Here is a 16,931-nt window from a genome sequence, read left to right as displayed (position 1 = left end):
TTATCCCTAATTTGAGGTTTAGTTAGGAAAATATCACGATCTGATCGAATCTTTGTTTACCGATCACGTCTACTATGAAAAAATCACTATTAATAGATATTTATACTTGAGGTCGTCCAGTGATTGATGGCGATGGATACCGCCCTAATGTAGGGATCGTTATCTGCAATAGCCATGGCCAGGTATTTTGGGCTCGACGATATGGACAACATTCTTGGCAGTTTCCGCAAGGTGGTATTGATGATGGTGAAACACCAGAGCAAGCCATGTTCCGTGAATTGTACGAAGAAGTAGGATTAACCAAAAAAGATGTCAGGATAATTGCGTCAAGCCGTCATTGGCTACGTTATAAATTACCTAAACGTTTAGTGCGGTGGGATTCGAAACCTGTTTGTATCGGGCAGAAACAGAAATGGTTTTTGTTGAGCTTGGAGTGCGATGAGTCCAAGGTCAATATGCAGCGAGGTGCTACTCCTGAATTTGATGGGTGGCGATGGGTAAGTTATTGGTATCCAGTCCGACAGGTCGTTTCGTTTAAGCGTGATGTTTACCGTCGCGCACTGAAAGAATTTGCACCTGTAGCCATGCCTTTTAAAGAATGGAAAGAGCGAAAATTCAAGCGTAATAATAAAAAGTAAATAAGGTAATACAGTAATATAGAGGTTATTGGCAATATAGAAGGATAATAAGGCTCGTTATGCTGACACAGCTTAGAGATATAGTTGACAAGGTTGTCAGCGCCCAGACCTTGATTGAAGCGCTAGATCAATTAGTGATGAGCACTTGTCAGGTCATGAAAACAGACTGTTGTTCGGTCTATATTGCTAATCATGAGCGTCAGCTTTATACATTGATGGCAACGCAAGGGCTGCATAAATCGCAGCGGCGTGTAAGTTTACGCTTTAATCAAGGTCTAGTTGGCCTTGTGGGGCGTAGTGCTGAGCTTGTTAATGTTGCTGATGCTCGTGTACACCCCCATTTCAAACATCTCCCGGGGATCGGAGAAGAATCCTTTCGATCTTTTTTTGGGACTCCTATCATTCATCAGCGCCAAGTTCTTGGTGTTCTTGTTATACAGCAACGAGAAAAGCGGGAATTTAATGAAAGTGAAGAATCTTTCTTAGTTACCCTTGCCGCTCAATTATCAGGTATTTTGGCTCACGCGAAAGCACAAGGAATGTGGTTTGAGCAAGGGAATAAATTACACCTTACTGGATCTGCGGCTTCTGCTGGTGTTGCTGTTGCTAAAGCATGGTGGGACGATACCCAACCGCTATTAGAGCATGTTGCTCCCACGTCTTGCCTTGATGTGAATTTTGAGCAAGAACGTTTAGCTATTGCGATAGAAGCGGCCAGTACAGAGTTTCGACGTTTACGCAAACGTTTTGATAGTGAACTGCAAAAAGAAACCCTCGCCATTTTTGATTTATTCAGTCATTTACTCAATGATCCTATGCTGCGCAAAGATCTGAAAGCCCGGGTTGCTTGTGGTGATCAGGCTGAATGGGCAGTGCGTCAAGTGGTCGAATCTTATTCCGCTCGTTTTGCGAATATGAAAGATCAATACCTTAAAGAGCGTGCACAAGATATTCGCGAGTTAGGCCAGCGCTTATTGTTCTTTTTACGTGATGAAGAAGTCGATGAGTTGCAGTGGGATGAACCTGTGGTGCTATTAACTCGAGAGTTAACCGCAGCAATGCTTGCAACAGTCCCTTTAGGAAAGTTAGCTGCGGTTGTTGCTCAAGAAGGTGCCGCTAACTCACATGCTGCTATTTTGTCTAGAGCACTCGGTATCCCTGCTATTATGGGGGTCGACTTTGTTCCTCATATGGTACATAACAATTTAGTTATTGTTGATGGTTATCGTGGTGACTTTCTTGTTAACCCTAATCGTCATGTATTAATTGAGTATCGTCGTTTATTGCGGGAAGAGCATGAACTAGCCAAAACCGTTGAAGGTGATCAGGATAAAGAAGCCTATACCAAAGATAATCAACGGATCATGGTGCACTTAAATGCGGGTTTAAGTGCCGATACCAGTATTGCGATTAATAAAGGGGTCGACGGGGTCGGCTTATATCGCACTGAAGTGCCTTTTTTACTGCAACGTAGCTTCCCTTCAGAAGATGAACAAATTAACCAATATCGTTCTATTTTGCAGACCTATCCCGAGCAAACCGTTGTGATGCGAACGCTCGATATTGGAGGCGATAAGCCGTTACCGTATTTAACGATAGAGGAAGACAATCCTTTTTTGGGTTGGCGTGGGATCCGTTTTACCTTAGATCATCCCGAGATTTTTTTAATTCAAGTCAGAGCGATGTTACGTGCCAGTATTGGCTTGAATAATATGGACATCTTGCTCCCTATGATCTCAGGGATCGCTGAGCTTGATGAAGCCAAAATATTAATTGAGCGCGCCTATCAGGAAGTGTCAGCTCAATATGATGGTGAATTAAGAAAACCTCGCTTAGGTATCATGATTGAAGTACCGTCAATGCTTTATCAGCTCCATGCGTTAGCCGATAAAGTTGATTTTATTTCAGTGGGTAGTAATGATTTAACTCAATATTTGCTTGCCGTAGATCGTAATAACTCTCGGGTCGCCAGTGTTTATGATGCGCTTCATCCTGCTGTTTTAAATGCGTTAAAACATATTATCGATAGTGCAGAGCGGTACCAAATTCCAGTTTGCGTTTGTGGTGAATTAGCAGGAGATCCGATAGGTGCAATTTTATTAGTCGGAATGGGGTATCGATCATTGAGTATGAATACCCGTAATGTAGCCAAAATAAAATATATATTACGTCATGTGTCAGCACTTGATATGACGCAATTGGCGGATGATGTTCTCGCGGTACATTTATCTTGTGAAGTAAGAGAGAGAACAACGTTATTTGTCGAGCAGCATGGTTTAGGTGGGTTTATCCGCGCGGGTAAGTAGAACACTTTTTTATATTGGTTACGTATTATGTATGAAACAACACTTTGGCTATTTAGCATGTGTTTGCTATTGGGATCTGTCGTCGGATTATTGGCTGGTTTATTAGGCATTGGTGGAGGCTTATTGGTTGTACCTGCTCTAGTTTGGTTATTACCGAAAGCCGGCATTGCATCGCATCTTGTGATGCATATTGCGTTAGCGACCTCACTTGCCAGTATTGTTATGACGTCAATGGCCTCAGCCCGTAATCACTTTAAGCTTGGAAATATTGATTTTTCAGTGGTGAAAATATTAGCGCCAGGGATCATTGTTGGTGGATTGGGAGGGAGTGTTGTTGCTGAGATCATCCCTTCACATTACTTACCTAAAATTTTTGCTGTCATCGTATTATGCTTAGCAATTCAGATGTTGCTCTCAATGAAAGTGATAAACAAGAAGCCTCTGCCAAACTCACTCGCATGTATATCAAGTGGTGGCATCATTGGTTTGATCTCAAGTCTTGCTGGCATTGGTGGCGGATCATTAACAGTACCGTATTTAAGTTATTATGGTATTGAGATGCGACGTGCCATCGGTACCTCTTCGCTCGTTGGTTTCTTAATTGCTGTTTCTGGAATGATTGGCTTTATTTACGCAGGTGTTGGCAGTGAAGCGTTACCAGCGTTTAGTGCAGGTTATGTATATCTACCAGCTTTATTCGGTATTGCTGCAACATCGATGATCGCAACTCGTTACGGCGCGGCGTTAGTGAGTCGACTACCGACCCCGACACTGAAAAAGCTATTTGCGGTGTTATTGTTATTGATCAGTATAAAAATGTTTTTAAGTTAACAGTAAGGCCAACAGGCTTCTGATAGAATAACAATCACTAATTTTCGCGCCTAGCTTTTGCTGGGCGTATTCAATTTACGAGTAGGACTATGAAACAATATTTAGCCTTATGCCAACGCATTGTTGATGACGGTGTATGGATTGAAAATGAACGTACAGGTAAGCGTTGTTTAACGGTTATCAATGCTGATCTGACTTATGATGTTGCTAATAATCAGTTTCCGTTGATCACTACTCGTAAAAGTTTCTGGAAAGCAGCAATCGCAGAGCTTCTCGGTTACTTACGTGGATATGATAATGCCGCGCAATTTCGTGCGATTGGTTGTAACACTTGGAATGCTAATGCCAATGATAACCAAGCATGGCTGAACAATCCTCATCGTAAAGGTGAAGATGACATGGGGCGTGTTTATGGTGTTCAAGGTCGTCGTTGGCAAAAATCAGACGGTACGCCAATTGATCAATTAAAGATGATTGTCGATGATTTAACCAAAGGTATTGATAATCGCGGTGAAATATTAACGTTTTATAACCCAGGTGAGTTTGATATGGGGTGTCTGCGTCCTTGTATGCATACACATACATTTTCACTACTGGGTGATACGTTATATTTAACGAGCTATCAACGCTCATGTGATGTACCGCTAGGGTTAAACTTCAACCAAGTACAAGTGTTTACCTTGCTAGCGTTAATGGCGCAAATAACAGGTAATAAAGCGGGTCAGGCTTACCACAAAATTATCAACGCACATATCTACGAAGATCAACTAGAGCTTATGCGTGATGTGCAATTAAAGCGTACTCCATTTTCTTCACCACAACTTAAAATCAACCCGAAGATCAAATCATTAGAAGATTTAGAAACATGGGTAACGCTAGATGATTTTGACGTGGTGGGTTATGAGCATCACGATCCGATTCAATACCCATTCTCTGTTTGAACTCATAAAAACATATATGAAAAAGTAAATATAATCAAAGTGATAAGAAATAAATAAAAAGCCCAGCATAAGCTGGGCTTTTTTGTTGCGCAGTATTAATTAAGCAGTTAATGCTAAAATTGTACCTGGGATAGCAATGAATATTAAGACAAGGTAACCTGCGACAGCTACTTTGTTTTTAGTTGCTAAGTCACTTAAGAAGAATGCGCACTTTAACGGAATTTCACGTAAGAATGGAACACCGTAAATCAGTACTGTTGCCATTACATTGAAACATAAGTGTACCAGTGCAATCTGTAATGCAAATACTGCGTTATCACCTGATACTGCTGTTGCTGCTAATAGTGCAGTAATACATGTACCGATGTTTGCACCAAGCGTGAATGGGTATACATCACGTACTTTTAATACACCTGTACCTACTAGCGGTACCATCAAACTTGTTGTTGTTGATGACGATTGCACTAAAATCGTTACTGCTGTACCTGACGCAATACCATGCAGTGGGCCTCGACCTATTGCACTTTTTAGAATATCACGAGCACGACCAACCATTAGGCTACGCATTAGCTTACCCATAACCGTAATCGCGAAGAAGATTAATGCGATACCAATGAAGCTAAGCGCGACACCACCCATAGAACCAAATGCTTCTAGAGGACCTTTTACTAGCTCTACTGCAGGTTTAGTTAATGGCTTCATAAAGTCCATTCCTTTCATGCTCATATCGCCAGCATTTAAGAATGGAGACACTAACCAACTAGACATTTTATCTAGCAGACCAAACATCATCTCTAGTGGCAAGAAAATTGCTACAGCTAGTAGGTTGAAGAAATCATGGACGGTTGCACTGGCAAAAGCACGACGGAATTCATCCTTACAACGCGCATGTCCTAAGCTCACTAACGTATTAGTTAGTGTAGTACCAATATTTGCACCCATTACCATTGGGATTGCTGTTTCAACAGGCAAACCACCGGCAACAAGACCAACAATGATTGACGTTACCGTACTTGATGACTGAATTAATGCTGTTGCGATTAAGCCAATCATGAGTCCTGCTACAGGGTGAGAGGCAAATTCGAATAAGGTTTTAGCTTGTTCGCCAACAGACCATTTAAAACCGCTGCTGATCATGGATACAGCAACAAGTAAAAGATAAAGCATGAACGCTAGGTTGGCCCAGCGGACCCAACGCATAGAGCTGAACTTAGATACAGCAGTAGTGGCTTGGGTTGTCATAATCATTTCTCCATGACAATAGTATGTCGTTTTGGTGTCATTTGGTTGAAATCTGTGTGGATAGTAGATGGCTTTTATTTCAGAAATATTACACTGATTGTCACAAACATAATTTGTCGCTTTTTTGTGATGGCAAGCGATTAACTGGCACTATTTTATTTTTGTTTTTATATGATTAACTATCTGTTATATATAGATTATTAAGAGGCTTTTGGTGAAAAAGGAAATTTAAGTTTTTTTTTTATATGGTATATCGAAAGGTTGTCTTTTTTTACGATAAGTCGTAAAAATCGGTCAATTATGACAGTTTGCCTATATTTAATAGGGAAGCACATGACAGGGAAATGCGCGCTAATGTCAAAGGTTCGTTAATACAGCACGGTTATTATATTGTTATAGCTCTAATTATTCGGTATTTCCGAGTTATTGTATCTAAACAAACGATTTCACAAGTGCTGAGAATGACGTTTACACTGCATTTAATTGATTAATTCATATTGTTTTATAGGAGTGACGGTCGATGACCGATGCTATTCGTAAGTTTCTTAAATTAGAATCAGCTGGTGGAATTGTGCTGATTATTGCTGCGCTTATTGCGATGATCATTGCTAATTCACCGCTAGCATCAGTGTATACCTATACATTGCACAGTTATGTTGCTGGCTTATCTGTTTCTCATTGGATCAATGATGGTTTAATGGCTGTTTTCTTTTTGCTTATTGGCTTAGAAGTAAAGCGTGAGCTAATTGAAGGAGCACTAAATACTAAAGAGAAAGCGATTTTCCCTGCTATTGCGGCAGTGGGCGGTATGGTTGCACCTGCATTAATTTATGTTGCGTTTAACTATAATGATCCAATGGCTATTAAAGGTTGGGCAATCCCTGCTGCGACAGATATCGCATTTGCATTAGGTGTGATGGCACTACTGGGTAATCGTGTACCGGTAAGCTTGAAAGTATTCTTGCTTGCACTTGCGATTATTGATGATTTAGGTGTGATTATCATTATCGCGCTGTTCTATAGCTCTGATCTATCAACGGTTGCTCTTGCGGTTGCTTTTGTTGCTACTGCGACCTTGTTCATCATGAATGCGAAGAATGTTACTAAGCTTTCTTGGTACTTAATTGTCGGTGCTATTTTGTGGTTCAGTGTATTGCAATCAGGCGTTCACGCTACGTTAGCTGGTGTTATCCTTGGTTTTACTATTCCACTAACGGGCAAAGATGGTCGTTCAGATAAACACTCACCATTGAAGCATTTAGAGCATGTACTACACCCGTATGTTGCTTTCTTGATTCTGCCTATCTTTGCTTTCGCTAATGCAGGGATCTCATTAGATGGCGTGTCTTTAGAAAGTTTGTCAGCAATGTTACCTGCAGGTATCGCAGCAGGTCTGTTTATTGGTAAACCATTAGGTATCTTTACTGCATGTATTATCGCTGTGAAATGTGGTTTTGCGAAATTACCTGATGATATTAACTTTAAGCATATTTTTGCGGTATCGGTACTGTGTGGTATCGGCTTTACGATGTCGATTTTCATCTCATCATTAGCATTTGTTGGGGCAGGTGAAAGTTTTGCAACTTACTCACGATTAGGAATATTGTTAGGCTCAACAGTAGCGGCAGTTGTGGGTTACGTGTTACTGAGTCGCTCTCTTCCAAAGGAAGCACAAAAAGTAGAGGCGTAATATGTATAAATACCTATTAGCTATACTGTTTTCAACTTTCGCAACCTCAAGTGTTGCAGCTATGAACTATCAACAATGTACAACGGCTGATAGAACTGAGGTTTGTCAGGCTTATTTGCAAGGTTTAAATGATGGGAAAGAAGAGGTAAAAAAAGTAATCACCTCTAAATCATCTTTCCAAGATCGAGCACTTGAGCAGCGAAGCGGTGAGCTATATCGCAATCTTGAACGATTTAATCGTCAACCTGCGAGTTAATAGGTTTCTATTACGCGCTTATTAGAAATAATAAGATAAAGATTGAAGACCCCAGTGGCACTGCGTAAGCTTTGTCGTTGGGGTTTTTTTATGGGTTGGTAAGGGTATGTCTCACTTAAACTATAATCACTTATATTATTTTTGGATGGTGTGTAAACAAGGATCTGTGACCAAAGCAGCGGATGCTTTATTTTTGGCACCACAGACAGTTACTGGGCAGATCCGTGCTTTAGAAGATCGTTTAAAAGGGCGATTAACTAAGCGCGTAGGGCGTCAGATTGAGCCAACTGAATTAGGACAAATGGTGTTTAAGTATGCCGATAAAATGTTTGATTTAAGTTATCAAATGCTAGATCGGATCAACTATACCCAGCGAGATAATCAGCTTTTTGAAGTAGGGGTTGCTGATGCGTTGTCTAAACGGTTAGTTAGCCAAGTGTTATTAGAAGGCATGCCTGATGATCAGCGAATTCATTTTAGCTGTTTTGAATCAACCCATGAGATGTTGTTAGAACAATTATCCCAGCATAAGCTCGATATGATCCTTTCTGATTGCCCCGTAGATTCAACCCAAAGCCCTGGTTTATACAGCAAGAAATTAGGGGAGTCTGGAATGAGCTTTTTCTGCTCAGATAAACTATCAGAATCGACGTTTCCCGCATGTATTGAAGATTATAAATTGTTAGTGCCAAGCCGCCGCTCTGCGATGGGGAGAAAACTGCACCAATGGTTTGATCAACAAGGGATCACACCTAATATTTTAGGTGAATTTGATGATTCAGCTCTGATGAAAGCGTTTTCATCTTATCAACAATCTATGTTTATTGCTCCCTCTAATTATGCTGATGAGTTAAAGGAATCGTGCCAAGTGCATGAGGTTAAACGAGTGAGTGATATTTCAGAAGAGTATTATGTGATTTTTGCGGAACGGATGATTATGCATCCATCGGTCACGCGTATCTGTGAGGCGGATTTTAGTCGGTTATTTGTTTAAGTAGCCTCATACCCATTTATGAGGCTACTAAAGTTGCAGGCTGATGGATAGCGCGCTTATGAGGGGCTTATTTATCAGCTATCAGAAAGCGTGTCTGTTTCTTCTTTGGTGTTTTTATCATTTTTTCCTTTGGGTGTAGAGATCCCTGCTGTTAGATTGTAGCGCATCGCTTCTTCGAAGGACCAATCAACAAGTGTCAAGTCTTCACGCTTAACCAAGGTTGTCACTCCAGCAATTTGATAGCTTAGTGGGAATAATACAGGAACCCAATCCCCCTCAGGGAGCGCATTAGCGAGCGGTTCTGGCATGTCGTCAGACATAATAAAGCCGATTACATAACTATCATTGGCTTGATGCACTAAAACCGTCTGCTGCCCTTTATTTTTATTATCGCTGCTGATGAGTGAGGCAATGTCATTGATGCTGCTGTATACCGTTTTAAAGAACGGAAAACGCATTAATTGTCGAATAATGAAATCATACAGCCAAGCAATAGGGCTAACAGAGAAAAGAAGACCAGCAATAAATAATAAAGTCAGGATCAATAAAAATCCTGCGCCTTTGAATAACTCAGTTATATGGAATAAACCAAATAAAAAGTTACCGACTTTGTCTAATGACTCAAATAATGACCAAAATAGCCATATGCTCAAGACTAAAGGTAGGACGTTGAGCAAACCTCGTAACAACGTTTTTTTCATGTTTTGCTCTTAATGAAGATAAGAATGAGAAGACAGTGTGCCACAAAAATAGCAGCTGAGAGTCAGAGGAATATAAATTTCAGGTATAAAAAAACCGACTCGAGGTCGGTTTTTTTAAATCTAAACTCAAAAATTAAAAATTAAAGAGCTTTGATTTTAGCAGCTAGACGAGCTTTATGACGTGCAGCTTTGTTTTTGTGGATCAGGCCTTTAGTAGCCATGCGATCCATAACAGGTTGCATTTCAGCGAAAGCTTGTGTTGCAGCTTCTTTATTACCAGCTTCAATAGCGATAATTACTTTCTTGAAGAAAGTGCGCATCATAGAACGACGGCTAGCGTTGTGCTGGCGACGTTTTTCTGAAGTTAGTGCACGTTTCTTAGCAGATTTGATATTTGCCAAGGGTGTAACTCCCAAATCTTGGTACGGTGACAATTTAAGGCCGAGGACTATGCCTTGGTTCTTTGTAATTGTCAAATGATTTGTGCGAATAACCGCCAGACCAATCAAGTTGGCACTTGCGGATTAACACGGTTAATATGGCGGCAGATTTTACCAGTATTTGGAATCAGAAGTCACCTTTCTGAGTCATCTTTTATGAGGTTTTTTTGTGAGTAAGCGTCTTTTACGCTCTGGAATGATAGTTAGCGCCATGACTTTGGTCTCTCGCGTACTCGGTTTAGTCCGAGATGTGGTGGTTGCTAACCTTATGGGAGCAGGGGCTGCGGCCGATGTTTTTTTCTTTGCAAATAAAATTCCCAACTTTTTACGTCGCCTTTTTGCCGAAGGGGCTTTTTCGCAAGCATTTGTACCTGTATTGACTGAATATCATGCGGCAGGCGATGTTGATCGAACACGAGAGTTGATTGCAAAAGCGGCAGGAACGCTAGGCGGCATTGTAACGATAGTGACATTGTTTGGGGTGTTAGGCTCCGGCGCTGTGACGGCGTTATTCGGATTTGGTTGGTTCTGGGATTGGCTACATGGCGGGGCTGATGCGGAAAAATTTGAACTAGCGAGTTTACTGCTAAAAATTACTTTCCCGTATTTGTGGTTTATTACTTTTGTTGCATTATCTGGCGCGATATTAAATACGTTAGGTAAATTTGCGATATCGTCATTTACCCCTGTTTTTTTAAACATCTCTATTATTGGTTGTGCGTGGTTTGTTTCTCCACATCTGGCTCAACCAGAGATTGGTTTAGCTATCGGTGTTTTCGTTGGTGGCTTAGTGCAGTTTAGCTTCCAATTGCCATTTTTGTATCGCGAAGGATATTTAGTTCGCCCTAAATGGGGTTGGAATGATCCGGGTGTGACAAAAATTCGCAAACTGATGTTGCCAGCGCTGTTTGGTGTTTCTGTTACCCAAATTAACTTATTGCTTGATACCTTCATTGCTAGTTTCTTAATGACGGGCTCAATCAGTTGGTTGTATTACTCTGATCGTTTATTAGAATTTCCTCTGGGTTTATTTGGTATTGCAATAGCGACGGTAATATTACCCGCGCTTTCACGTAAACACGTTGATAAATCGCCAGAACAATTTGCCCAGACAATGGACTGGGGCGTAAGAATGGTGCTACTGCTTGGTATTCCAGCCATGCTGGGGATGGTCACACTGGCTAAACCAATGTTGATGGTAATGTTTATGCGTGGGGAATTTAGCGTTTATGATGTAAACCAAACCGCAGCATCGCTATGGGTTGTATCTGCCGGTTTATTAAATTACATGCTAATAAAAATCTTCGCGCCGGGTTATTACGCACGACAAGATACAAAAACACCGGTGAAAATTGGCATTATTGCGATGGTGAGCAATATGGTGTTTAACGGTATATTTGCACCATTTTATGGTTATGTTGGTTTATCTATCGCTAGTGTATTATCGGCATTTTTAAATGCTGCATTACTATATCGTGGGCTGCATGTTGGCAATATTTATCGCATTAGCCGTCAAACGTTATTTTTTGTTCTGCGACTTGCTGTGGCTGGTGTTTTAATGGTGGCAAGCTTGTTATGGTTAAGCCCTACAATTGAACAGTGGTTGGGTTTTCATTTGCTCGAACGTGTCGGCTGGTTGTTTGGTTTAATTGCAATAGGCATTGGTGTTTATCTAATAATTGCGATGATTTTAGGCATTCGCCCACGACATCTGCGTACAGATAGCTGATTGAAAGCGTTGAGTAGTATATAATCCGCCAGCTTTATTGTAGAAAGAGAACATTTTTCGCAGCAATAGCGGCGGAGTTATTAGCTTAAAGGCGGATTTTAATTGGTTGCATCTTTTTGCGTGTAAACATTGATGAGTGGTAAGTAACAGAGCACATGGAATTAATTCGAGGTATACATAATATTCAACCCCAGCATCATGGCTGTGTGTTGACTATCGGCAACTTTGATGGTGTTCATTTAGGGCATCAAGCATTGCTACGTCAAGTGGTAGCTAAAGCCCATGCGATGCAACTTTCCGCAACGGTAATGACATTTGAGCCTCAGCCGTTAGAATTGTTTGCAGGAGATAAAGCGCCAGCACGCTTAACCCGTTTTAGAGATAAATATTTACAGCTAAAAAAGGTCGGTATCGATCGTTTATTGTGCGTAAATTTTAATCATCATTTTGCTACCATGAGTGCTGAAGATTTCGTTGAGTGCTTGTTGGTTAAGCAATTGGGTGTTAAGTTTCTTGTTATTGGCGATGATTTTCGCTTTGGACAAGGTCGTAGTGGCAGTTTTGATATGTTAGTTGCCGCTGGTCTAAAACATGGCTTTGAGGTGGTAAGTACCCAAAGCTTTTGTGTTTCGGAGCAGCGTGTAAGCAGCACAGCCATTCGTCAAGCACTGGCAAATAACGAACTTGAACAAGCGGAGATGATGCTTGGTCGGCCTTACAGTATTCGCGGACGTGTCTCACACGGACGCAAGCTCGGTCGAACTATTAATTTCCCTACCGCCAATATACCTTTAAAGCGACGTGTAGCGCCGGTAGCTGGTGTTTATGCTGTTGAAGTGTATGGTGCAGATAGTCGCCCTGTGATGGGGGTGGCTAATGTTGGTCATCGACCAACCGTAAAAGGTGTACGCCAACAACTTGAAGTACACTTATTTGATTTTAATGCTGATCTCTACGGACATCAGCTAGAAGTCGTGTTACGCCATAAATTGCGTGACGAAAAGAAATTTGAATCCTTCGATGCGCTTAAACGCCAAATCGAGCGAGATGCTCAAACAGCACGGGTGTGGCTGTCTGAGCGTAATAATGTCCAACTTCGCCCAAGTAACGGAATCTAGAATCAATGAGCGACTATAAAGATACCCTGAACCTGCCTGAAACAGGGTTTCCGATGCGAGGCAACCTAGCTCAGCGTGAGCCTGCAATGCTTAAGCGTTGGTATGATGAAGATCTTTACGGTGAAATCCGTAAAGCAAAGAAAGGTAAAAAATCTTTCGTATTACACGATGGCCCTCCATACGCTAACGGTGATATTCACATTGGTCACGCACTAAACAAGATTCTTAAAGACATTATTATTAAGTCAAAGACTCTGTCTGGTTTTGACTCACCGTATATCCCTGGTTGGGACTGTCATGGTCTACCTATCGAATTGATGGTAGAGAAAAAAGTGGGTAAGCCGGGTCAAAAAGTGACAGCAGCTGAATTCCGTGAAAAGTGTCGTGAATATGCTGCAGGTCAAGTTAATGGTCAAAAAGAAAGTTTCATTCGTTTAGGTGTACTAGGTGAATGGGACAAGCCTTACCGCACAATGGACTTTGATACCGAAGCCAACATTATTCGTGCATTAGGTAAAATTGCAGATAACGATCACTTGTTGAAGGGGTTTAAACCTGTTCACTGGTGTACTGACTGTGGTTCAGCACTGGCTGAAGCTGAAGTTGAATACCAAGATAAAGTATCTCTATCTATCGATGTGAAATTTAAAGCGGTAGATGAAGCGGCTGTATTAGCTAAATTTGGTTGTGTGGCTGATCAAGGTCAAGGCGATGTATCGATTGTTATTTGGACAACAACGCCTTGGACAATGCCTGCTAACCGCGCAGTAGCTGTAAGTGCTGATCTTGAGTACGCATTAGTACAAACACCAGTTACAGAAGCACATCCTCAGCCGCAACGTTTAATCGTAGCGGCAGAGCTTGTAAAAGATGTAATGGGTCGTGTTGGTTTTGAAGAATCAGAAATCCTGGGTTTCTGTAAAGGTGAAGAGCTTGAGCTACTTCGCTTTAACCATCCATTCTACAGCTTTGATGTGCCAGTTATCTTAGGCGATCACGTAACGACTGAATCAGGTACAGGTTGTGTACATACCGCTCCTGGTCACGGTCAAGAAGACTTCGTGGTAGGTCAAAAATACAATCTTGAAATTGCAAACCCTGTGGGCAGTAATGGTGTTTACCTACCAGATACTGAGATCTTTGCTGGTCAACACGTATTTAAAGCAAATGAAGCTGTTGTTGAAGTACTACGTGAGCACGGCTCACTATTGAATTTCTCAAAAATCACACACAGCTACCCACACTGCTGGCGTCATAAAACGCCAATTATCTTCCGTGCTACGCCGCAATGGTTCATTTCTATGGACAAAGCAGGTCTACGTACGAAAGCATTGGGCGAAATCAAAAATGTTCAATGGATGCCTGAGTGGGGTCAAAGCCGTATTGAAGGTATGATCGAAGGTCGTCCTGAGTGGTGTATCTCGCGCCAGCGTACGTGGGGCGTGCCAATTGCACTATTTATCCATAAAGAAACGCAAGAACTTCACCCTCAAACCTCTGAGCTAATTGAAAAAGTAGCACAGCTTGTTGAGCAAAAAGGCATTCAAGCTTGGTGGGATCTAGAACTGACTGATGTAATGAGCGCAGAAGATGCCGCAAATTACGAAAAAGTACTCGATACACTAGACGTATGGTTTGACTCAGGTGTTACGCATTTCTCAGTGGTTGATAGCCGTCCAGAATTTAACGGTCATTCAGCGGATCTTTACCTTGAAGGTTCAGACCAACACCGCGGTTGGTTCCAGTCTTCATTGATTTCATCGGTAGCGATGAAAGATAAAGCACCGTACAAGCAAGTGTTAACTCACGGCTTCGTGGTTGATGGTCAAGGCCGTAAGATGTCTAAATCTATCGGTAATGTCGTTGCACCAAAAGATGTCACGAATAAGCTTGGTGCTGATATTTTACGTCTATGGGTTGCTTCGACTGATTACACTGGCGAAGTAGCTGTATCTGATGAGATCTTAAAGCGCTCTGCCGATGCTTACCGTCGTATTCGTAACACGGCACGTTTCTTCTTAGCTAATTTAAGCGGTTTCAACCCTGAAACTGACTGTGTTCCAGCTGAAGAAATGGTAGCTCTTGATCGTTGGGCTGTTGGTCGTGCAATGGCAGCTCAAGAAGAAATTATCAAAGATTACGAAGATTACAACCTACACGCAGTAACACAACGCTTAATGCAGTTCTGTTCTATTGAGATGGGTTCATTCTACTTAGATGTAATCAAAGATCGTCAATACACAGCAAAACGTGGAAGCCATGCTCAACGTAGCTGTCAGACTGCGCTTTACTACATTGTAGAGGCATTAGTTCGTTGGATGGCACCTATCATGTCATTCACAGCAGATGAAATTTGGAACGAAATGCCAGGTCAGCGTGACAAGTTCGTGTTTACTGGTGAGTGGTTCGATGGTCTATTTGGTCTTGCTGATAACGAAGAGCTAAGCAATGAATTCTGGGCTGAAATCCAACAAGTTCGTGGCGCGGTGAACAAGTTACTTGAAACGGCGCGTAGTGAAAAAGTGATCGGTGGCTCACTACAGGCTGAGGTTATTCTTTCTGCTAATGCTAAATTGGCTGAGAAGCTGAATAAGTTAGAAGACGAACTACGTTTTGTTCTATTAACATCTAAAGCTCAAGTTGTTGTTGCTGATAGTAAGCCTGAAAATGCGCAAGAAACCGATATTGAAGGTTTATTCGTAACGGTTAAAGCATCTGAAGCAGCGAAGTGTGAGCGTTGTTGGCACCATGTTGCTGATGTTGGCACAATTGCAGGTCATGAAGAAATTTGTGGTCGCTGTGCAACTAACATCGATGGCGAAGGCGAAAAGAGAAAGTTTGCATAATGACAAGTACAGCACTGAAGCAATCGCTAACAGTTAAACAATCTGGCATCCGTTGGCTATGGTTAGCGGTTCTGGTATTTATCATCGATAATGGTACCAAACTGTTAGTGATGGACACGATGGGCTATGGCTGGCCAAATCGGATCGAAGTACTGCCGTTTTTTAATTTACTTTATGTGCACAATACCGGTGCAGCGTTTAGTTTTTTAAGTGACGCAAGTGGTTGGCAGCGTTGGTTATTTGCAGCTATTGCCTTTGGTGTTTGTGGCTTATTAATGTACTGGATGCGTCGTACACCTGCGACAAATAAAATCGCTAATATTGCTTATGCATTAATTATTGGTGGCGCATTAGGTAACTTATTTGATCGTATCTATCATGGTTTTGTGGTTGATTTTCTAGACCTTTACTATGGTAGCTACCATTGGCCTGCATTTAATATTGCTGATAGTGCAATATGTGTCGGTGCGGCTTTGTTGATACTTGATGGTTTTAAATCAGACAAGCAAGCTAAGTCGTAATTAGTTACCTTTAACTGGTATTAATAACACGTCAAGATTAAACGCAGTTCATTTTATGAGCTGCGTTTTTTTATCTGTGCATATTGACGTCTTATTCTTGATTTAACAAATCAAGTGGTACAAATGTAAAACCTTAGTGCCTGTCCGTTGATACGCACGATGGTTTATTGTTAAATGGGAACATTAAAATAAAATGAGCGACTTGTTGTTAGATCAATAAGCGATCATACAAAAGGATGTGCTATGTCGGTGATTAAAGATAACAGCGAAGTGCTGATGCATTTTGCCATTAAACTTGATGATGGATCGGTTGCTGAATCTACTTATGCCGCAGGTAAGCCTGCAATGTTTCGCATGGGAGATGGCAGTTTAACTGACAATTTTGAAAAGTGTTTATTAGGGTTAACTATTGGTGAAAAAGGTACATTTGAACTATCACCAGAAGATGCATTTGGTTTACCTAACCCCGATAATATCCACCATCTTGATTTAGCTAAATTTGGTGCTGATGCTCCTGCTGAAGTGGGCAACATTATCGCCTTTGCAGGTCCCGATGGACATGATATTCCCGGAATAATTACAGCCGTTGTGGGTGACTCTGTTACTGTTGATTTCAATCATCCACTTGCAGGGCAAGCTGTCACCTTTGAGGTGGAGGTTGTCTCCATTGAAAGTTAA

At 41.5% G+C, this 16,931-nt stretch carries 15 protein-coding genes; 12 read left to right on the top strand and 3 right to left on the bottom strand.

Translation table 11 applies throughout. The features are described from left to right. Positions 1 to 119 precede the first annotated feature (119 nt). The 4 genes from rppH (at position 120) to C9J41_RS14315 (ending at position 4,716) form a co-directional block, all read left to right on the top strand. Entirely contained in the window at positions 120 to 638 is a 519-nt protein-coding gene (gene rppH / locus C9J41_RS14330; protein ID WP_005369648.1) for an RNA pyrophosphohydrolase, read from the top strand. A 59-nt stretch (positions 639 to 697) separates the two neighbouring features. Further along, entirely contained in the window at positions 698 to 2,944 is a 2,247-nt protein-coding gene (gene ptsP / locus C9J41_RS14325) for a phosphoenolpyruvate--protein phosphotransferase (RefSeq protein WP_107207260.1), read from the top strand. 27 nt (positions 2,945 to 2,971) lie between these two features. Continuing rightward, entirely contained in the window at positions 2,972 to 3,775 is an 804-nt protein-coding gene (locus C9J41_RS14320; protein WP_107292511.1) for a sulfite exporter TauE/SafE family protein, read from the top strand. An 89-nt stretch (positions 3,776 to 3,864) separates the two neighbouring features. After that, on the top strand, positions 3,865 to 4,716 hold the full coding sequence (locus C9J41_RS14315; protein WP_107207262.1) for a thymidylate synthase: 852 nt from the start codon (positions 3,865 to 3,867) through the stop codon (positions 4,714 to 4,716). Between the two features lie 99 nt (positions 4,717 to 4,815). Here the strand turns inward: C9J41_RS14315 and C9J41_RS14310 are convergent, their stop codons facing one another. Beyond that, positions 4,816 to 5,958, bottom strand: coding sequence for a Na/Pi symporter (locus tag C9J41_RS14310; protein ID WP_107207263.1), 1,143 nt, complete (start codon positions 5,956 to 5,958; stop codon positions 4,816 to 4,818). A 520-nt stretch (positions 5,959 to 6,478) separates the two neighbouring features. Between C9J41_RS14310 and nhaA the strand changes: the two genes are divergently transcribed. The 3 genes from nhaA (at position 6,479) to nhaR (ending at position 8,898) form a co-directional block, all read left to right on the top strand. Further along, positions 6,479 to 7,648, top strand: coding sequence for a Na+/H+ antiporter NhaA (gene nhaA / locus C9J41_RS14305; RefSeq protein WP_107294720.1), 1,170 nt, complete (start codon positions 6,479 to 6,481; stop codon positions 7,646 to 7,648). Position 7,649: 1 nt separating this feature from the next. Next, positions 7,650 to 7,904 carry a hypothetical protein gene (locus C9J41_RS14300; RefSeq protein WP_107207265.1) on the top strand — a complete coding sequence of 85 codons (255 nt, stop codon included), beginning with the start codon at positions 7,650 to 7,652 and terminating at the stop codon, positions 7,902 to 7,904. 106 nt (positions 7,905 to 8,010) lie between these two features. Next, complete coding sequence (nhaR, locus tag C9J41_RS14295; RefSeq protein WP_107207266.1) at positions 8,011 to 8,898, top strand: transcriptional activator NhaR; 888 nt, start codon at positions 8,011 to 8,013, stop codon at positions 8,896 to 8,898. 74 nt (positions 8,899 to 8,972) lie between these two features. Here nhaR and C9J41_RS14290 read toward each other — a convergent pair whose 3' ends face one another. Beyond that, positions 8,973 to 9,599: a DUF502 domain-containing protein gene (locus C9J41_RS14290; protein WP_107207267.1), complete on the bottom strand. Its 627-nt coding sequence runs from the start codon at positions 9,597 to 9,599 to the stop codon at positions 8,973 to 8,975. A gap of 140 nt (positions 9,600 to 9,739) precedes the next feature. Next, positions 9,740 to 10,000 carry a 30S ribosomal protein S20 gene (gene rpsT / locus C9J41_RS14285; RefSeq protein WP_087845855.1) on the bottom strand — a complete coding sequence of 87 codons (261 nt, stop codon included), beginning with the start codon at positions 9,998 to 10,000 and terminating at the stop codon, positions 9,740 to 9,742. Positions 10,001 to 10,208: 208 nt separating this feature from the next. Here rpsT and murJ point away from each other — a divergent pair, with 208 nt between their 5' ends. The 5 genes from murJ to fkpB all read left to right on the top strand — a co-directional run bounded on the left by murJ (position 10,209) and on the right by fkpB (position 16,931). Then, positions 10,209 to 11,768: a murein biosynthesis integral membrane protein MurJ gene (gene murJ, locus C9J41_RS14280; protein ID WP_107207268.1), complete on the top strand. Its 1,560-nt coding sequence runs from the start codon at positions 10,209 to 10,211 to the stop codon at positions 11,766 to 11,768. Positions 11,769 to 11,923: 155 nt separating this feature from the next. Continuing rightward, positions 11,924 to 12,886 (top strand): bifunctional riboflavin kinase/FAD synthetase, encoded by a 963-nt coding sequence (gene ribF / locus C9J41_RS14275; RefSeq protein ID WP_105059524.1) that lies wholly within the window; start codon positions 11,924 to 11,926, stop codon positions 12,884 to 12,886. A gap of 5 nt (positions 12,887 to 12,891) precedes the next feature. Then, positions 12,892 to 15,732 (top strand): isoleucine--tRNA ligase, encoded by a 2,841-nt coding sequence (gene ileS / locus C9J41_RS14270; protein WP_107207269.1) that lies wholly within the window; start codon positions 12,892 to 12,894, stop codon positions 15,730 to 15,732. Then, positions 15,732 to 16,253, top strand: coding sequence for a signal peptidase II (lspA, locus tag C9J41_RS14265; protein ID WP_107207270.1), 522 nt, complete (start codon positions 15,732 to 15,734; stop codon positions 16,251 to 16,253). The genes ileS and lspA overlap by 1 nt, the downstream gene beginning before the upstream one ends. 243 nt (positions 16,254 to 16,496) lie before the next feature. Then, on the top strand, positions 16,497 to 16,931 hold the full coding sequence (gene fkpB, locus C9J41_RS14260; protein ID WP_045083744.1) for an FKBP-type peptidyl-prolyl cis-trans isomerase: 435 nt from the start codon (positions 16,497 to 16,499) through the stop codon (positions 16,929 to 16,931).

It is taken from the genome of Photobacterium sp. GB-50, assembly GCF_003026755.1.
In the GTDB taxonomy this organism is placed as follows: domain Bacteria; phylum Pseudomonadota; class Gammaproteobacteria; order Enterobacterales; family Vibrionaceae; genus Photobacterium.
Note: the sequence above shows the minus strand (reverse complement) of the source record. Positions and strands in the feature narration are given on the sequence as shown.